We start from the raw sequence: 15,352 nt of genomic DNA on the forward strand, positions 1-15,352 counted from the left end.
ATGGGCGATACCCCCAAGACCGAGGCCGAGTGGCATGGCGCGAAGCTGGACTTCAAGGAATCCATGAGCTACGGCGACTACCTGGGCCTGGACCAGATCCTGTCGGCCCAGCACCCGCGCTCGCCGAACCACAACGAAATGCTGTTCATCGTCCAGCACCAGACCAGCGAGCTGTGGATCAAGCTGATGCTGCACGAACTGCAGGCGGTGCGCCGCCACATCAGGGAAAACAAGCTGCCGCCGGCCTTCAAGATGCTGGCGCGGGTGGCGCGCATCATGGACCAGCTGGTGCATGCCTGGGACGTGCTGGCGACCATGACGCCGCCCGAGTACACCGCGATCCGGCCCTACCTGGGCGCCTCGTCGGGCTTCCAGTCCTTCCAGTACCGCGAACTCGAATTCATCCTCGGGAACAAGAACCCGAACCTGCTCGCCGTGCACGAGAAGTCGCCCGCGGCCCATGCCATCCTGCAGCAGGAGCTGCAGGCGCCGTCGGTGTACGACGAAGCGGTGATGCTGCTGGCGCGCAGCGGTTTCGCGATCGCGCCCGTGCGCCTGGCCGGCGACTGGACCCGGCCCACGCAAGCGGACGACAGCGTCAAGGCGGCCTGGCTCGGGGTCTACCAGGATACCGAGCATCACTGGGCGCTGTACGAACTGGCCGAGAAACTGGTGGACCTGGAAACCGCCTTCCGCTTCTGGCGTTTCCGCCACGTGAGCACGGTCGAGCGCATCATCGGCTTCAAGACCGGCACCGGCGGCACCGCCGGCGTCAGCTACCTGCGCAAGATGCTCGACGTGGTGCTGTTCCCGGAACTGTTCGCGCTGCGCACCGCGCTGTGATTGTCGCCCGCCGGGCGGTACATGATCGCTTGTTTGCTTAATAATAAGAAAACATGCCGACTTCGCCGCCTGCCCTCGGGCAGCCGTTTTCCCTCTACCTCGACTTGACCCGGCTGCTGGCCGCGCTGCTGGTCGTGGCATCCCATTTCGAATTCTTCGGCGCCATCCCGAGGGGTGCGTGGGGTCCGTGGACCCACATGGGACGCGAAGCGGTGATCGTGTTCTTCGTGCTGTCCGGCTACGTGATCGCCGCCACCACCGACCGGCAGCGCCTGTCGGGGCGCGCGTACGCGGCGGCGCGCCTGTCGCGCGTGTATTCGGTCGCGCTGCCGGTCCTGCTGCTGGCGCTGGCCAGCGCCCTGGCGGTGCGCGCCTTCACCGACATCGCCCCGCCGCGCGCCTACATGCTCGACAAGGCCTACCTGTACCTGCTCTTGCACCTGCTGTTCCTGGGGCAGCACTGGACCCTGGCCGAAGTACCGTCCTACCTGGTGCCCTACTGGTCGCTCGGCTACGAGGCCTGGTATTACCTGCTGTTCGGACTGGCCTGCTACCTGCGCGGCGCGCGCCGCGCCGTGCTGGTGGCGCTGACGCTGGCCCTGATGGGCTACAAGCTGTGGCTGTTGCTGCCGGTATGGCTGGCCGGGGCGTGGCTGAGCCGCGGCGATCGGGGGCCCCGCCTGGGCCAGGGCGTGGCGCGCGGCGGCTGGCTGGCGACCCTGCTGCTGTTCGGCGCCTGGGTCGCGCTCGACCTCGAAGCGCCCCTGCGCGCCGCCGGCATCGCCTGCTGGCCCTTCCCGTCCCTGCCGCTGGGCAGTGCCGATCGCTTCCTGGGCGACTACCTGGTGGGCGCGATCGTGCTGGCCAATTTCGCCTGCGCGCGCGACGCCGGCTTCACGGCGCTGCTGCGCATCGCGCCGGCCGTGCGGCTGCTGGCCTCGTACACCTTCACGCTCTACCTGTCGCACGCGCTCGTGATCCGGCTGTGGCTGACGTTCTATCCGCACCAGCGCACGGCCGGCGCCGACCTGCTGGCGCTGGCCACCCTGATCGGCGCGACCACCTTCGCGCTGGGCGCCGTGACCGAACGCCGGCGCCACGTGGCGCGCGCCCTGTTCGCACGCTTGCTGGCCCCGCGCCGCCGGCCGGCCGATGCCGCGGCGCTGGCGCCGAGCGACCGCTCCGCTGCCTGAACGCGCGCCGCTTTCGACGTACAATCGGCCTTGATCTTTATTTAACGGCGGAGGCGAGATGAAGTGCGACGTACTGATCCTGGCAGGCCTGTGGAATTCCGGACCCGGGCACTGGCAAAGCCAATGGCAGGAGCGCTATCCGGCCTGGACCAAGGCCGGGCACCGCGACTGGAACTGCCCGGCACGCGACGAGTGGGTGGCCGAACTGGACGCCGCGATCGCCACTTGCCGCGGCGCGCCGATCCTGGTCGCGCACAGCCTCGGCTGCATGCTGGTGGCGCACTGGGCCGCCAGCCGTTCGCCGCTGAAAGTGGCCGGCGCCTTCCTGGTGGCGCCGAGCGACGTCGAGGCGCCCAGCTATCCGGTGCCGGCGGGCGGCTTCGCCCCGATCCCGCTCGCGCCCCTGCCCTTCCCGAGCCTGGTCCTGGCCAGCAGCGACGACCCTTACGTGTCGCCGGAGCGCGCCGCCGCCTTCGCCGGAGCCTGGGGCAGCCGGCTGGTGGACATCGGCGCGGCCGGCCACGTCAACGCGGACTCGGGGCACGGCCCCTGGCCCGAGGGCGAGCGCCTGCTGCGCGAATTCTGCGGCCAGATCGGGCATCCGGCGTGACGGTGCTGGAAACGGCGCCTGCGCCCCCGGACAATGCGGAACGACGAACCACGAACGGCATGAAGACCTACCACGGCAGCTGCCACTGCGGCAGCGTCCGATTCGAAGCGGACATCGACCTCGGGGCCGGCACCATCAAGTGCAACTGCAGCATCTGCAGCAAGATGCGCTTCTGGGCGGCGCAGGTGCCCTCGCCTTCGTTCCGGCTGCTGGCCGGCGCCGATGCGCTGCGCGAATACCGCTTTCACACCCGGCAGGATGCGCATTATTTTTGCGGGCAGTGCGGCATCAACACCTTCTCGACCGGCGCCTCGCCGGCGCTGGGGCCCTTCCATGCGGTCGTGCTGGCCAGCCTGGACGACCTGCCGGTGGAGGCGCTGCTGGCCGCGCCGGTGCGCTACCTCGACGGGCGCAACGACAACTGGGTGACGCCTCCGGCGGAAACCCGGCAGCTTTGACCGACACCGTAGGGTGGGCGGCTCCACCCTGAGATGCGATCATCCCGCAGCGCCGGCGCCGCCCACGCGTTCGACGCAGGCTTGCATCCCACGGACCTGCGAGCGTCGTGCAAGCGCCTGTTGAACGCGTGGGCGGCAACAAGGCCGCGGTCGACGCGCGCGTTGCGGTGGAGCCGCCCACCCTACGCAAAAAAAAACGGGGCGCGTGGCCCCGGTTCGATGTACGGCTGACGACCGGCGTGATTACTTCGCCGTCGCCAGCAGCATCTCGTTCAGGCGCTTGACGAAACTGGCCGGATCCTTCAGGCTGCCGCCCTCGGCCAGCATGGCCTGGTCGAACAGGATGTGCGACCAGTCGGCGAAGCGCTCGCCGCTCGCGTCTTCGTACTTCAGGCGCGTCACCAGCGGGTGGTTCGGGTTGATCTCGAGGATCGGCTTCGATTCCGGCGCGTCCTGGCCGGCCGCCTTCAGCATGCGCAGCAGGTTACCCGACAGCTCGTTCTCGTCGGCGACCAGGCAAGCCGGCGAATCGGTCAGGCGGAAGGTCACGCGCACGTCCTTGGCCTTGTCGCCCAGCGCACCCTTCATCTTCTCGACCAGTTCCTTGTAGCCGGACTCGAGCTCCGCGTGCTGCTGCTTCTCGGCCTCGTCCTCGAGCGCGCCCAGGTCCAGGCCGCCCTTGGCGACCGACACCAGTTCCTTGCCCTCGAACTCGCTCAGGAAGGACAGCATCCACTCGTCGACGCGGTCCGTCATCAAGAGGACTTCGACGCCCTTCTTGCGGAAGATCTCCAGGTGCGGGCTGTTCTTCGCGGCGCTGTAGTTGTCGGCGGTGACGTAATAAATCTTGTCCTGGCCTTCCTTCATGCGCCCGATGTAGTCGGCGAACGACACGTTCTGCTCGTCCGAGTCGCCGGTGGTCGAGGCAAAGCGCAGCAGCTTGGCGATGCGGTCCTTGTTGGTCGCGTCCTCGCCGATGCCTTCCTTCAGGACCTGGCCGAACTCCTTCCAGAAGGTGGCGTACTTGTCCTTGCCGGCCTGCTCTTCCGCATTCGCCATCTCTTCGAGCATGCCCAGCACGCGCTTGGTCGAGCCTTCGCGGATCACCTTCACGTCGCGCGACTCCTGCAGGATCTCGCGCGAGACGTTCAGCGGCAGGTCCGCGGAATCGATCACGCCCTTGATGAAGCGCAGGTAGGTCGGCATCAGCTGCTCGGCGTCGTCCATGATGAACACGCGCTTGACGTACAGCTTGATGCCGGCGCGCTTGTTGCGGTCCCACAGGTCGAACGGGGCATGCGCCGGCACGAACAGCAGCTGGGTGTACTCGCTGCGGCCTTCCACCCGGTTGTGGGTATGGGCCAGCGGGTCCTGGAAGTCGTGCGAGACATGCTTGTAGAACTCGTTGTACTGCTCCTCGGTAATGTCCGATTTGCTGCGCGCCCACAGCGCGCTGGCCTGGTTGACGGTTTCGACCTCGTCCTTCAGGACCGTTTCCTTCTTTTCCTCGTCCCACTCTTCCTTGCGCATCACGATCGGCAGCGAGATGTGGTCCGAGTACTTGCGGATGATCGACTTCAGCTTCCAGCTGGAGAGCAGCTCTTCCTCGCCGGCGCGCAGGTGCAGGATCACCTCGGTGCCGCGCCCCGGCTTCTCGATCTGCTCGATGCTGTAGTCGCCTTCGCCGGTCGACTCCCAGCGCACGCCTTCGGAAGCGAAGGCGCCGGCGCGGCGGGTGTTCACGATGACGCGGTCGGCCACGATGAAGGCCGAGTAGAAGCCGACGCCGAACTGGCCGATCAGGGCGGCATCCTGCTGCTGGTCGCCCGACAGCTTGCTGAAGAATTCCTTGGTGCCCGACTTGGCGATGGTGCCCAGGTGCGAGATGACCTCGTCGCGGCTCATGCCGATGCCGTTGTCGGCAATCGTGATGGTGCGCGCATCCTTGTCGAAGCTGACCTGGATCTTCAGTTCATGGTCGTTGCCGTACAAGGCGTCGTTGTTGATCGCCTCGAAGCGCAGCTTGTCGGCCGCGTCGGACGCGTTCGAGATCAGTTCGCGCAGGAAGATCTCCTTGTTCGAGTACAAGGAGTGGATCATGAGCTGCAACAGCTGTTTTACTTCTGCCTGGAAGCCAAGGGTTTCTTTTTCGGCGACTGCCATATTATTTCCTCATGGGTGGTTCTGGTTGTAGACTGATGCGATATTGGGATGGCAAGGCAGTATTCAAGGGGTCTTTTCATCAGGAAATTTTCTTTCATTCGGGGCGTCAAAATGAAATATTGTTTCACTCACAAGCCGGGAGCCATCGCCACGATGCGCTGGCGCTCGCTTGCCTCGTACCTTGCATTGGCTTGCGCGACCCTGGGCGCCGTGCCGGCGCTCAGCGCCGCCGAACCCGCGCCGGGCGTGGTGCAGGCCAGCGAGGTAGCGCCGGGCATCGCGGTGGCCGGACAACTGCGCGAAGCCGACCTGCCCCTGCTGAAGGCGCAAGGCTACACGCGCATCATCAGCCTGCGTCCCGACGGCGAAGGCCCCGGCCAGCCCTCCTCCGCCGCCATGGCGTCGGCGGCGCAGGCGCAGGACTTGCGGTTTTCGTATATCCCGGTGCGGCCCGGCAAGATTCCGGACGAGGCCGTCGAGGCGCTGCGCACCGCGCTGGCCGGCGGTTCGCAACGCGTGCTGATTTATTGCCGCAGCGGCAGCCGCGCCGCGCGCACCTGGGGACTGGCCGAAGCCTCGCGTCCGGGCGGACGGGACGCGACCACGATCCTGGCGGCGATCCGGGCGGCAGGCCAGTCGGCCGACGACCTGGGCGAGGCGCTGAGCCGGCGGATCGCGGGCCGCGGCGACGGCATCGCGCAGTAGTCGCCGGCGGCATGCAAACGAGAACGGTGGGCAGCGCGACTGCCAAGTCGTACAATACCGCTTTCATCCACTGCAACCTGGAAACAGCATGTCCGTCTACGACAAACTCAACGAACTGAACATCACCCTGGCCGCGCCGGCCACCCCGGCCGCCGCCTACGTCATGTACGTACAGACCGGCAACCTCGTGTTCCTCTCGGGCCACATCGCGAAGAACGCCGACGGCTCGCCGAACGCCGGCATCCTGGGCCGCGACAAGACCACCGCGGACGGCCAGGCGGCCGCGCGCTCGGTCGCCATCGACCTGATCGGCACCCTGCAGGAAGCCGTCGGCGGCGACCTGAACCGCGTCAAGCGCATCGTCAAGGTGATGAGCCTGGTCGCGTCGACCCCGGAATACAACGAGCAGCACCTGGTCACCAACGGCTGCTCGGAGCTGATCGGCGAGATCTTCGGCGACGCCGGCAAGCACGCCCGTTCGGCCTTCGGCGTGGCCGCGCTGCCGCGCGGCACCTGCGTCGAAATCGAGATGATCGTCGAAGTGGCCTGATCGCCAGAAAACCAGAGAACCAGCGCGTCCGGCATGGCCCCCCCTCGGGGCGGGTCGGGCGCGAGCGGGCTGGGCCTATCCGGCCCGGCCTTTCCAGGCCGCCTACCCGGCGTGCTTTATAATGGCCCGGCACCAAGCGTGCGGTCCCTTCCTGTGAGCCCAGTATGAAAATCGACAATCCAAACCCCATCCAGTGGCAGTTTTCGGAGCGCGCGCAGCAGCTGCAAAGCTCGTTCATCCGCGAGATCCTGAAGATCACCCAGCGTCCGGAGATCATCTCCTTCGCCGGTGGACTGCCGTCGCCGGCCACCTTCCCGGTCGAACGCATGAAAGAAGCGTACGACAAGGTCCTGAGCGAGACCGGCAAGGTCGCGCTGCAATACGGCCCGACCGACGGTTACGGCCCGCTGCGGGAATGGATCGCCAATTCGCTCTCCACCGAAGGCAGCCGCATCCTGCCTGAACAGATCCTGATGACCTCGGGCTCGCAGCAGGCGCTCGACCTGCTGGGCAAGGTCCTGATCGACGAAGGCAGCCGGGTGCTGGTCGAAACCCCGAGCTACCTCGGCGCCCTGCAGGCCTTCTCGGTCTACCGCCCCGAATTCAAGTCGGTCGACACCGACGAACACGGCCTGGTCCCAGGCTCGATCGAAGGCGTGGCGCAAGGCGCGCGCCTGCTGTACGCGCTGCCGAACTTCCAGAACCCGACCGGCCGTTCGCTGTCGCTGGAACGCCGCCAGGAACTGGTGGAGACCTGCGCCCGCCTCCAGCTGCCGCTGATCGAGGACGACCCGTACGGCACCCTGTCTTACCGCGGCGAGCCGATGCCGAAGATGGTCGCGATGAACCCGGACGGCGTGATCTACATGGGTTCCTTCTCGAAGGTGCTGACCCCGGGCATCCGCCTCGGCTACGTCTGCGCGCCGCTGCCGCTGGTGCGCCGCCTCGAGCTGGCCAAGCAGGCGGCCGACCTGCACACCGCCCAGCTGACCCAGATGGTGGTGCATGAAGTGGTCAAGGACGGCTTCCTCGACCAGCACATCCCGACCATCCGCAAGCTGTACGGCGACCAGTGCCAGGTGATGCTGGATGCGATGGCCGAGCACTTCCCTAGCAGCGTCACCTGGACCAGGCCGGAAGGCGGCATGTTCATCTGGGTTACCCTGCCGCAAAGCATCGACGCGATGAAACTGCTCGACCAGTCGCTGGCCGCGCGCGTGGCCTTCGTGCCGGGTGCGCCGTTCTACGCCAACGAAGCGCCCACCAACACCCTGCGCCTGTCCTTCGTGACCGTGCCTCCGGAACGCATCCGCGAAGGCATCGCCATCCTTGGCAAGCTGATCAAGGACATGCTGTAACTGTCATACAGCGGAGCCGGAAACCGCCAGTCACGGCTGGCGGACTACCACGAAGGTGGCTGCGCTACAACACCGCTACAATTTTCATGGCAGTTTGTGTTTATATGGCAACGATTGTTGCCGCAAACGACGGTGATCGGGGTATGATTTCCGGTAGATAAAATTCCGGTTTACCCCTGCAACCGTATGAACCATTGTGCTTTCGCGCCTGCGGCGCCCGTACGCCAGGCCGCGATCCTGATCGTCGACGACTCGCCCGCCAGTCTCGGCCTGTTGCAGGACATCTTGCGGGGCCAGGGATACCGGACCTTCGTCGCCGCCTCCGGCGAACGTGCGCTCGACCTCGCGCAGCGCGTCCAGCCCGACCTGATCCTGCTCGATGTCATGCTGCCGGGCCTGGACGGCCTGGAGACCTGCCGCCGCCTGAAGACCAATGCCAGCACCGCCGAGATCCCGGTCATTTTCGTGAGCGCCTGCTCCGATACCGAGGACATCGTCGCCGGCTTCGACCAGGGCGCCGCCGACTACATCGCCAAGCCGCTGCGCCTGCCGGAAGTCGTCGCGCGGGTACGCGCCCAGCTCAATTTCCGTTCGGCCAACCAATCGCACACCCAGCAGGCCAAGCGCTTGCGCATGATCGTCGAAGGCATGGACGAAGGCCTGATGCTGCTCGGCCAGGACGGCCGCATCCAGTATGCCAACCCGGCCAGCGAGCGCTGCCTGGGCTATAGCGAAACCGAGCTGGCGGGGCGGCCGCTGGCGGCCCTGCTGGCCGAGCCGGCCGCGAACGACTACCTGGCCTATTTCGACCGGCGCGACGCCCAGCCGGACGATACCGTCCTCGAACGCTGCCGCGGCACCCGCGAGGTGCTGCTGCACCAGCGCGACGGCAGCCTGCGCGCCATGGACCTGAGCCTGTCGCCGATGGCCTCCGGCGAACAGCTCTACGTCGCCCTGCTGCACGACATCACGCACCACAAGCAGTCCGAGACCGCGCTGCAGCGCGCGGCCCTGGCCGACCCGCTCACCGGGATCGCCAACCGCCGCCAGTTCGACGCCTGCCTCGAGCGCGAATGGCAGCGTGCGATGCGCACCGCCCGTCCGCTGTCGCTGCTGGTGCTGGACGTCGACCACTTCAAGCTGTACAACGACCTGCTCGGCCATGCCGCCGGCGACCAGTGCCTGCAGGCGGTGGCCAGCACCCTGCAGGCGCATGCCCTGCGCGCCACCGACCTGGCGGCGCGCTACGGCGGCGAGGAATTCGTGCTGCTGCTGCCCGACACCCCGCACGCCGGCGCGGCCAAGCTGGCCGAATCGATCCGCGCCGACGTCGAGCGCCTGCGGGTGCCCAACCCGCGTTCGAGCACCTCCGACTTCGTCACCGTCAGCATCGGCGCGGCCACCTTCGTGCCGACCCAGTTCGACGACATCCGCTCGCTGTTCCTGACCGCCGACCGCGCCATGTACGAGGCCAAGGCGGCCGGGCGCAACCGGGTGCTGTCGGTCGAAGGCGGCTACGCCTGGGAAGCCATGCACCGCGCGCTGGCGCGCTGAGGCGTCGGCGGGCCGGGATCACACGCTGCGAGGATATCCCGTGATGCGCGCGATATCGCGGTACATCGGCTGCAGCCGGCGGTACATGTTCAGATAGACCTCGCGGTACAGCCGGTCGTAGACCGCTTGGTTGGCCGCCACCGGTTCGAACACCCTGCCCGGCCGCGTCATGGCCCGGACCGCCGCGTCGAAGTCCGGATGCAGCCGCAGGCCCACGGCGGCGTCGATCGCCGCGCCCAGCCCGGAGGTCTCGTATACGTGCGGGCGCGCGGTCGGCAGGCCGAAGATGTCGGCGGTGAGCTGCATCGCCGCGTCGCTCTGCGAGCCGCCGCCCGAGACCCGCAATTCCGTGATCCGGGTCCCGCTGCGCCGCTCGATGCGCTCCTTGCCCTCGCGCAGCGCGTAGGCCAGCCCTTCCAGGATGGCGCGGTACACGTGGGCGCGCGTGTGCACGTCGCCGAAGCCGATGATGGCCCCCTTGGCCTCGCGTCCCGGCACCCGGATGCCGGGCGTCCAGTAAGGCTGCAGCATCAGGCCCATCGAGCCGGGCGGCACGGTACTGGCCAGTTCGTCGAACAGGCGCTCCGGCGCCACGTCTTCCAGCAGCGCGCGCGACTGCTCGTGGTGGCCGAACTGCTCCTTGAACCAGTTGACCATCCAGTAGCCGCGAAACACCTGCACTTCCAGGCTGTAGACGCTCGGGATCGCGGCCGGATAGGGCGGCACGAAGCGCGTCACCTCGGCGTAGCGGGCGGTGCTGGCGTTGATGGTGGCCGTGGTGCCGTAGCTCAGGCAACCGACATGCGGGGCCGTGCAGCCGGCCCCGAGCACCTCGCAGGCCTTGTCGGCCGCCGCCGCCAGCAGCGGCAGGCCTTGCGGAATGCCGGTGTCGCGCGCCGCCGCGGCGCCGATCTCGCCCAGTCGCGTGCCCGGCTCCTGCAGCTCGGGCAGCATGCGCGGCTCCACCGCCAGCGCCTGCCACTTCCAGTCGCGCCGTCCGGCCCACTTGCGGCGGCGGTAATCGAACGGCAGGTAGGCCACCTGCGCGCCGGAAGAATCGGCGAAGCGCCCGCACAGGCGCCAGTTCAGGTAACCCGACAGCAGCAGCAACTTGTGGGTCGCCTCCCATACGGCGGGCTGGTGCGCGCGGATCCAGTTGATCTCGGCTTCGCCGCGCAAGTAATCGATGGTCTTGTCGACCCGCGCCAGCTTGAAGGCGGCGCGCCACAACGGACCGATCGGCGGCACGGCCTCGGTGCGGCGCTGGTCGAGCCAGGTGATGGCCGGGCGCAGCGCCCTGCCTTCGCGGTCGACATTGATGACGGTGCCGCGCTGGGTCGTCACCGCCACCCCGGCGATGCGGGCGCGGTCGGCGCCGGGCTGGGTCCAGAGCTTCTGGCAGGCCTGGCACAGCGCCTGCCAGAAGCCTTCCGGGTCGTGCTCGGCCCAGCCGGGGTGCTCGCTCCGGTAGTCCAGCAGCGGCACCTGCGACCGGGCGACGATCTCCCCGTTCAGGTCGAACAACAGGGCGCGTACGCTCTGGGTACCGTTGTCGATGGCGAGGATCAGCGGGTCACGCATGGCGGTGCTCCTGAACCTGCGCTGCGCGGCCCGGCAGCCCGTAGTGGGCCTGCCACAGGGCGAGGTAGGCCGCCTGCTCGGTGTCCCAGCGCGCGTCGGTCCAGCCGAGCTCCGGCTGGCAGATGGCGCGGATGCGCGGCAACAGCGCGCGGGCGCCGCCGCGCAGCTGGATGCCGAGCCGGGTACGGCGCAGCAGCAGGTCTTCCAGCCGGTGCACCCGCTCGCTGCGCGCCGCCCAGCGCAGTTCGGCCCAGGGCGTGAGCGTGCCCGGGATCGCGTCCAGCTCGCCGCCCTGCGCGGCATCGACCAGGGCCTGGGCATGGCGCCCGTGGCGGCCCGCCAGGCGCTGCAGGACCGCATGCGGCACGCCGCGCGGGCCGGCCGGGACGGCCTGCGGCGCGAACACCGGCCGCGGCGCCAGCTCGGCGCGCCAGCCGGGCAGCTGGCGCGCGACGTGGCGCAGGGTGTCGAGGGCGATGGCACGGAAGGTGGTCAGCTTGCCGCCGCTGACCGCGACCAGGCCGGGCTCGTCCCAAACCAGGTGCGCGCGGGTCTCCTTCGAGGGCGCGCCGCGGGCGCCGCTGTCCAGCACCGGGCGCACGCCGGCATAGGTGGCCAGCACGTCCCCATCCACCAGGCCCAGCTGCGGAAACTGCGCGCGCAGCGCCACCATCAGGTAGTCGAACTCGGCCCGCGTGATGCTCGCCTCCAGCGCCAGGCCGTCGCCGTGGTCGACATCGGTGGTGCCCACCAGGGTCACGCCCTCCCAGGGAAAGGCGAACACCGGCCGGCCGTCGACCGGGTGCATCAGGCTGACCGCCTGCGCCAGCGGCAGGCGCCAGGCCGGCAGCACCAGGTGGCTGCCGCGCAGCGGACGCAGGCGCGGCGCCCCGGCCTGCCCCGCGATGCCGCAGGCCCAGGCGCCGGTGGCATTGACCACGACCCGGGCCGCGACTTCGCTGGCGGCCCCGCTGCGGGCGTCGCGCAGCAGCGCGCCGCTCACCCTGCCGCCCTCGCGCCGCAAGCTCTCCACCGCCACATAGTTGCGCGCCTCGGCGCCATGGCTGCGCGCTTCGTCCAGCACCCGCAGCACCAGGCGCGCGTCGTCGGTCTTGGCGTCGGTATAGTGGATGCCGCCCGCCAGGCCGTCGTGCCGGACGTTCGGCGCCAGCATCTGGAAGCGCGCGGCATCGAGCCAGTGCGGCTCCCGGCGCCCGGCCAGCAGGTCGTAGAGCGCCAGGCCGGCCAGGAAGGCGCAGCGCCTGCGCGCGCCGGCGCCATAGTCGGCGAAGGCAAAGCCTTGCGGCTCGACCAGGCCGGGCGCATCGCGCAGCAGCGCCTCGCGCTCGCGCACCGATTCGCGGGTCAGGCGCAGCCGGCCCTCGGCCAGGTAGCGCAGTCCGCCGTGCACCAGCTTCGACGAGCGGCTCGAGGTGCCCCAGGCGAAGTCGCGCTGCTCGACCAGCAGCGCCGTCAAGCCGCGCCGCGCCGCCTCCAGCACGACGCCGGCGCCGGTGATGCCGCCGCCGATCACCAGCAGGTCCGCCTCGTCGCGCTTCATGGCGCCACCAGCTTGCCCGGGTTCATGCGCCCGTCGGGGTCGACATGCCGGAAGATCGCAGCCATCGCGCCCAGGCCCAGCGGCCCCTTCTCGGCGGCCAGCCAGGGCGCATGGTCGGTGCCGACCCCGTGCTGGTGGCTGATGGTGCCCCCGCACGCCACGATCGCCCCGGACACGCGCTGTTTCAGGCGCCGCCAGCGCGCCAGGTCGGTCTCGAAGTCGCCGGCCAGGCGGAACACGAAGGTCGAATACACGCTCGCGCCTTGCGGATAGACGTGCGACAGGTGGGTATAGGCATGCACCCGCTCGCCGCAGTCCCGCAGCGCATCGGCGGCGGCCCGTTCGATGTGCTCCACCGCCTGCGTGACGCGCGGCCAGTCGAGCGCCGTCTCGACGGTGTCGATCGCATACCCCTGCGCCCAGGCGGCATTGCGCAGGTAGACGCTGCGGAAGCGGTTGCGGCGCCAGCGTTCGCCCAGGCTGCGGCCCACATGCACGCCGCCATGGCCGCGCGCCAGCGCAAGCGCCGCGCGCAGGGCCGGCAGCGCCTGCGCGCGGGCGCCGCTCACGCCGATCATCAGCATGCACTTGCCGTCCTTGCAGCCGCGCAGGGACAGCCAGCCCTCCAGCAGGCGCACCCCTCGCGCATGACCGGCCAGGGTCAGCATGGTCGTCGTCTCGACCGCATTCGACAGGCGCAGCATCGACAGCGGCAGGCGTGCCTGCGCCAGCGCGCGCACCGCCGCCACGGCGCGCTCCCAGTCCGGGAAGAACACCGCGTGGAAGGCCTCATGCTGCGGCAGGCGGCTGATGCGCACCGTGGCGTGGGTCAGGATGCCGAGCCGGCCTTCGGAACCGAGCACCATCTCGCGCAGGTCGATCCCGGCACTGGATGCGGGAAAGGTGGGGATATCGAGGCTGCCCGCCGGCGTCTCGACCCGGCCGCCCGCGAACAGCGCTTCGATACGCCCGTAGCGCAGCGATTGCTGGCCGGAGGAGCGCGTCGCCACCCAGCCGCCCAGGGTCGAGTATTCGAAGGATTGCGGGAAGTGCCCGAGGGTGTACCCGTGCGCGCGCAGCTGGGCCTCCAGGTCGGGGCCCGCCACGCCCGCGCAGAAGGTCGCCAGCAGGGCTTCGCGGTCGAGCGAGACCATGGCGCGCATGCGCCCCATGTCGATGCTGAGCGCCGGGCGCGCGGCATCGATGACGCCGAGATGGCCGGCCACGCTGGTGCCGCCGCCGTAGGGAATCACGACGGCGTCGTTGGCGGCCGCATAGGCCAGCAGTTCCCGCACCTCCTGCGCGCACTCGGGGTAGGCGACGCCGTCCGGCGCCGCGTCGATGCGGCCGTAGCGCAGGCGCAGCCAGTCGGGCAGGCTCTGTCCGAGCGCATGCAGGACCCGCGCCTGCGGACCGGCATCGACCAGCGGGTGCGGCGCCAGGCGGCTCGGGGCCAGCCGGGCACAGGCCGCATCGAAGCGCGCATCGGCCGGCGCGCTGCCCTGTCCCAGCCGTTCGCGAAGGAAGGCGCCCGCCTGCGCCCCCAGTTCGGTCTCGATCGATGCGTCTCCCCAGCCGTTCCATCGCCGCATGCTTTGTCCTTGTTATGTACAGCAATTGCCAATTAAGCCAGAATAGGGGCGTCTACTGCTACCGTCTTGCGCTTTCATGCCACAGCCTTGTTCGATTGCGTCACCCGGCACGGATCGCGGCCGGGTGACCGGCGCCTACCTGCAGCCGCTGCTCGACGCCGCTGCCGCGCACGGCATCGATGCCGGACGCCTGGCGCAGGCGGCGGGCCTGGGCCCTGCCCTGCCGGGCGCGGAGTCGCTGGCGGCGCGCGACTACCTGGCCTTGCTCGATGCCGGCGCGCGCCTGGGCGAGGACCCGCACTTCGGCCTGCACGTCGGCGAGCGGGTCCGGCCCGGCACCTTCTCGGTCTACGGCCTGGTGCTGATGGCCTGCCGCGACTTCGGCCAGGCCCTGGAGCAGACGCAGCGCTACGAGCAGCTTGCCCATGACCTCGGCCGCTCGCACCTGGCGCTGGACGGGGCGGACGCGCTGTACGGCTGGACCAGCCACTATCCGGCCGCCTCGCGCCACCTGGTGGAAAGCGTGTTCGCCGGCATCCGCGTATTCGGCAGCTGGCTGGCCGGCCGGCCGCTCGTCCCGCGTGAGATCGCCTTTACCCACCGTAGCGATGCGGCGGCGGGCGAGTACCTGCGCGTGCTCGGTGTGCAGCCGCGGTTCGGCGCGCCCGCCAACCTGGCCCGCTTCGACGCCGCCCTGCTGGCGGCGCCCGTGCCGAACGCCGATCCGAGCCTGTACCCGGTGCTGCGCGGGCACGCGGAGCGCCTGCTGAACGAGCGCTGCGCGGCCGGCGCCGGCCTGGCGGCGCAGGTGCGCGCGGCCGTGATCCGCGCCTTGCCCCATGGCGGGGCGCGCTTGCCGGCCGTGGCCGCGCTGCTCGGCCTGTCGCCGCGCACCCTGCAGCGCAAGCTGGCCGATGCCGGCTGCAGCTTCCAGGAAGTGCTCGACGGCGCCCGCTACGCCCTGGCCCGGGACTACCTGCGCCAGCGCGAGCTGAGCCTGGTGGATATCGCCTTCCTGCTGGGCTACCAGGAGCAGAGCGCCTTCAGCCACGCGTTCCGCGAGTGGTCGGGCGTGAATCCGGGCGCCTGGCGCGACACGGCTTCGTGCGACACCCGGCCGGAAGGCCTGCTGTAAAATGGGCCTGGACCGGCGACGTCGGTCTTCACACGCACGATGCAAGGAA

At 69.4% G+C, this 15,352-nt stretch carries 13 protein-coding genes; 9 read left to right on the top strand and 4 right to left on the bottom strand.

The features are described 5' to 3' along the window. Genes kynA through IM543_16340 form a run of 4 tightly spaced genes read left to right on the top strand, consistent with a single transcriptional unit; the run spans nucleotide 1 to nucleotide 3,104 of the window. Nucleotides 1-843, top strand: a complete 843-nt coding sequence (kynA, locus tag IM543_16325; GenBank protein ID QOY93127.1) for a tryptophan 2,3-dioxygenase — start codon at nucleotides 1-3, stop codon at nucleotides 841-843. A gap of 53 nt (nucleotides 844-896) precedes the next feature. Next, nucleotides 897-2,036, top strand: a complete 1,140-nt coding sequence (locus tag IM543_16330) for an acyltransferase (protein ID QOY93128.1) — start codon at nucleotides 897-899, stop codon at nucleotides 2,034-2,036. 58 nt (nucleotides 2,037-2,094) lie between these two features. Further along, nucleotides 2,095-2,646: an alpha/beta hydrolase gene (locus tag IM543_16335; protein QOY93129.1), complete on the top strand. Its 552-nt coding sequence runs from the start codon at nucleotides 2,095-2,097 to the stop codon at nucleotides 2,644-2,646. Nucleotides 2,647-2,705: 59 nt separating this feature from the next. Beyond that, complete coding sequence (locus tag IM543_16340; GenBank protein QOY93130.1) at nucleotides 2,706-3,104, top strand: GFA family protein; 399 nt, start codon at nucleotides 2,706-2,708, stop codon at nucleotides 3,102-3,104. A 243-nt stretch (nucleotides 3,105-3,347) separates the two neighbouring features. On the opposite strand, the gene htpG is transcribed toward IM543_16340, so the two are convergent. Beyond that, nucleotides 3,348-5,267, bottom strand: coding sequence for a molecular chaperone HtpG (htpG, locus tag IM543_16345; GenBank protein QOY93131.1), 1,920 nt, complete (start codon nucleotides 5,265-5,267; stop codon nucleotides 3,348-3,350). Nucleotides 5,268-5,378: 111 nt separating this feature from the next. Between htpG and IM543_16350 the strand changes: the two genes are divergently transcribed. From IM543_16350 to IM543_16365, 4 genes are all read left to right on the top strand, one after another. Beyond that, complete coding sequence (locus IM543_16350; protein ID QOY93132.1) at nucleotides 5,379-5,972, top strand: TIGR01244 family phosphatase; 594 nt, start codon at nucleotides 5,379-5,381, stop codon at nucleotides 5,970-5,972. Nucleotides 5,973-6,060: 88 nt separating this feature from the next. Continuing rightward, nucleotides 6,061-6,522: a RidA family protein gene (locus IM543_16355; GenBank protein ID QOY93133.1), complete on the top strand. Its 462-nt coding sequence runs from the start codon at nucleotides 6,061-6,063 to the stop codon at nucleotides 6,520-6,522. A gap of 164 nt (nucleotides 6,523-6,686) precedes the next feature. Further along, a complete protein-coding gene (locus IM543_16360; GenBank protein QOY93134.1) occupies nucleotides 6,687-7,880 on the top strand; it encodes a PLP-dependent aminotransferase family protein in 1,194 nt (397 codons plus the stop codon). A gap of 186 nt (nucleotides 7,881-8,066) precedes the next feature. Next, a complete protein-coding gene (locus IM543_16365) occupies nucleotides 8,067-9,434 on the top strand; it encodes a diguanylate cyclase (protein QOY93135.1) in 1,368 nt (455 codons plus the stop codon). Nucleotides 9,435-9,452: 18 nt separating this feature from the next. On the opposite strand, the gene IM543_16370 is transcribed toward IM543_16365, so the two are convergent. The 3 genes from IM543_16370 to IM543_16380 are packed head-to-tail and all read right to left on the bottom strand — an operon-like array spanning nucleotide 9,453 to nucleotide 14,168. Next, a complete protein-coding gene (locus IM543_16370) occupies nucleotides 9,453-11,015 on the bottom strand; it encodes an FGGY-family carbohydrate kinase (GenBank protein ID QOY93136.1) in 1,563 nt (520 codons plus the stop codon). Continuing rightward, nucleotides 11,008-12,576, bottom strand: a complete 1,569-nt coding sequence (locus IM543_16375; GenBank protein ID QOY93137.1) for a glycerol-3-phosphate dehydrogenase/oxidase — start codon at nucleotides 12,574-12,576, stop codon at nucleotides 11,008-11,010. The genes IM543_16370 and IM543_16375 overlap by 8 nt, the downstream gene beginning before the upstream one ends. Next, a complete protein-coding gene (locus IM543_16380) occupies nucleotides 12,573-14,168 on the bottom strand; it encodes an FAD-binding oxidoreductase (GenBank protein QOY93138.1) in 1,596 nt (531 codons plus the stop codon). The genes IM543_16375 and IM543_16380 overlap by 4 nt, the downstream gene beginning before the upstream one ends. Nucleotides 14,169-14,244: 76 nt before the next feature. Here IM543_16380 and IM543_16385 point away from each other — a divergent pair, with 76 nt between their 5' ends. Beyond that, on the top strand, nucleotides 14,245-15,303 hold the full coding sequence (locus tag IM543_16385; protein ID QOY93139.1) for an AraC family transcriptional regulator: 1,059 nt from the start codon (nucleotides 14,245-14,247) through the stop codon (nucleotides 15,301-15,303). Nucleotides 15,304-15,352: the final 49 nt, after the last annotated feature.

The organism is Massilia sp. UMI-21, from assembly GCA_015277795.1.
GTDB lineage: Bacteria > Pseudomonadota > Gammaproteobacteria > Burkholderiales > Burkholderiaceae_D > Telluria.

Coding starts and splice junctions, on each gene's coding strand:
- IM543_16370 (QOY93136.1), bottom strand. CDS start 11,015: ATGCGTGACCCGCTGATCCTCGCCATCGACAACGGTACCCAGAGCGTA.
- IM543_16350 (QOY93132.1), top strand. CDS start 5,379: ATGAAATATTGTTTCACTCACAAGCCGGGAGCCATCGCCACGATGCGC.
- IM543_16360 (QOY93134.1), top strand. CDS start 6,687: ATGAAAATCGACAATCCAAACCCCATCCAGTGGCAGTTTTCGGAGCGC.
- htpG (QOY93131.1), bottom strand. CDS start 5,267: ATGGCAGTCGCCGAAAAAGAAACCCTTGGCTTCCAGGCAGAAGTAAAA.
- IM543_16380 (QOY93138.1), bottom strand. CDS start 14,168: ATGCGGCGATGGAACGGCTGGGGAGACGCATCGATCGAGACCGAACTG.
- IM543_16385 (QOY93139.1), top strand. CDS start 14,245: ATGCCACAGCCTTGTTCGATTGCGTCACCCGGCACGGATCGCGGCCGG.
- IM543_16355 (QOY93133.1), top strand. CDS start 6,061: ATGTCCGTCTACGACAAACTCAACGAACTGAACATCACCCTGGCCGCG.
- IM543_16375 (QOY93137.1), bottom strand. CDS start 12,576: ATGAAGCGCGACGAGGCGGACCTGCTGGTGATCGGCGGCGGCATCACC.
- IM543_16365 (QOY93135.1), top strand. CDS start 8,067: ATGAACCATTGTGCTTTCGCGCCTGCGGCGCCCGTACGCCAGGCCGCG.
- IM543_16330 (QOY93128.1), top strand. CDS start 897: ATGCCGACTTCGCCGCCTGCCCTCGGGCAGCCGTTTTCCCTCTACCTC.
- kynA (QOY93127.1), top strand. CDS start 1: ATGGGCGATACCCCCAAGACCGAGGCCGAGTGGCATGGCGCGAAGCTG.
- IM543_16335 (QOY93129.1), top strand. CDS start 2,095: ATGAAGTGCGACGTACTGATCCTGGCAGGCCTGTGGAATTCCGGACCC.
- IM543_16340 (QOY93130.1), top strand. CDS start 2,706: ATGAAGACCTACCACGGCAGCTGCCACTGCGGCAGCGTCCGATTCGAA.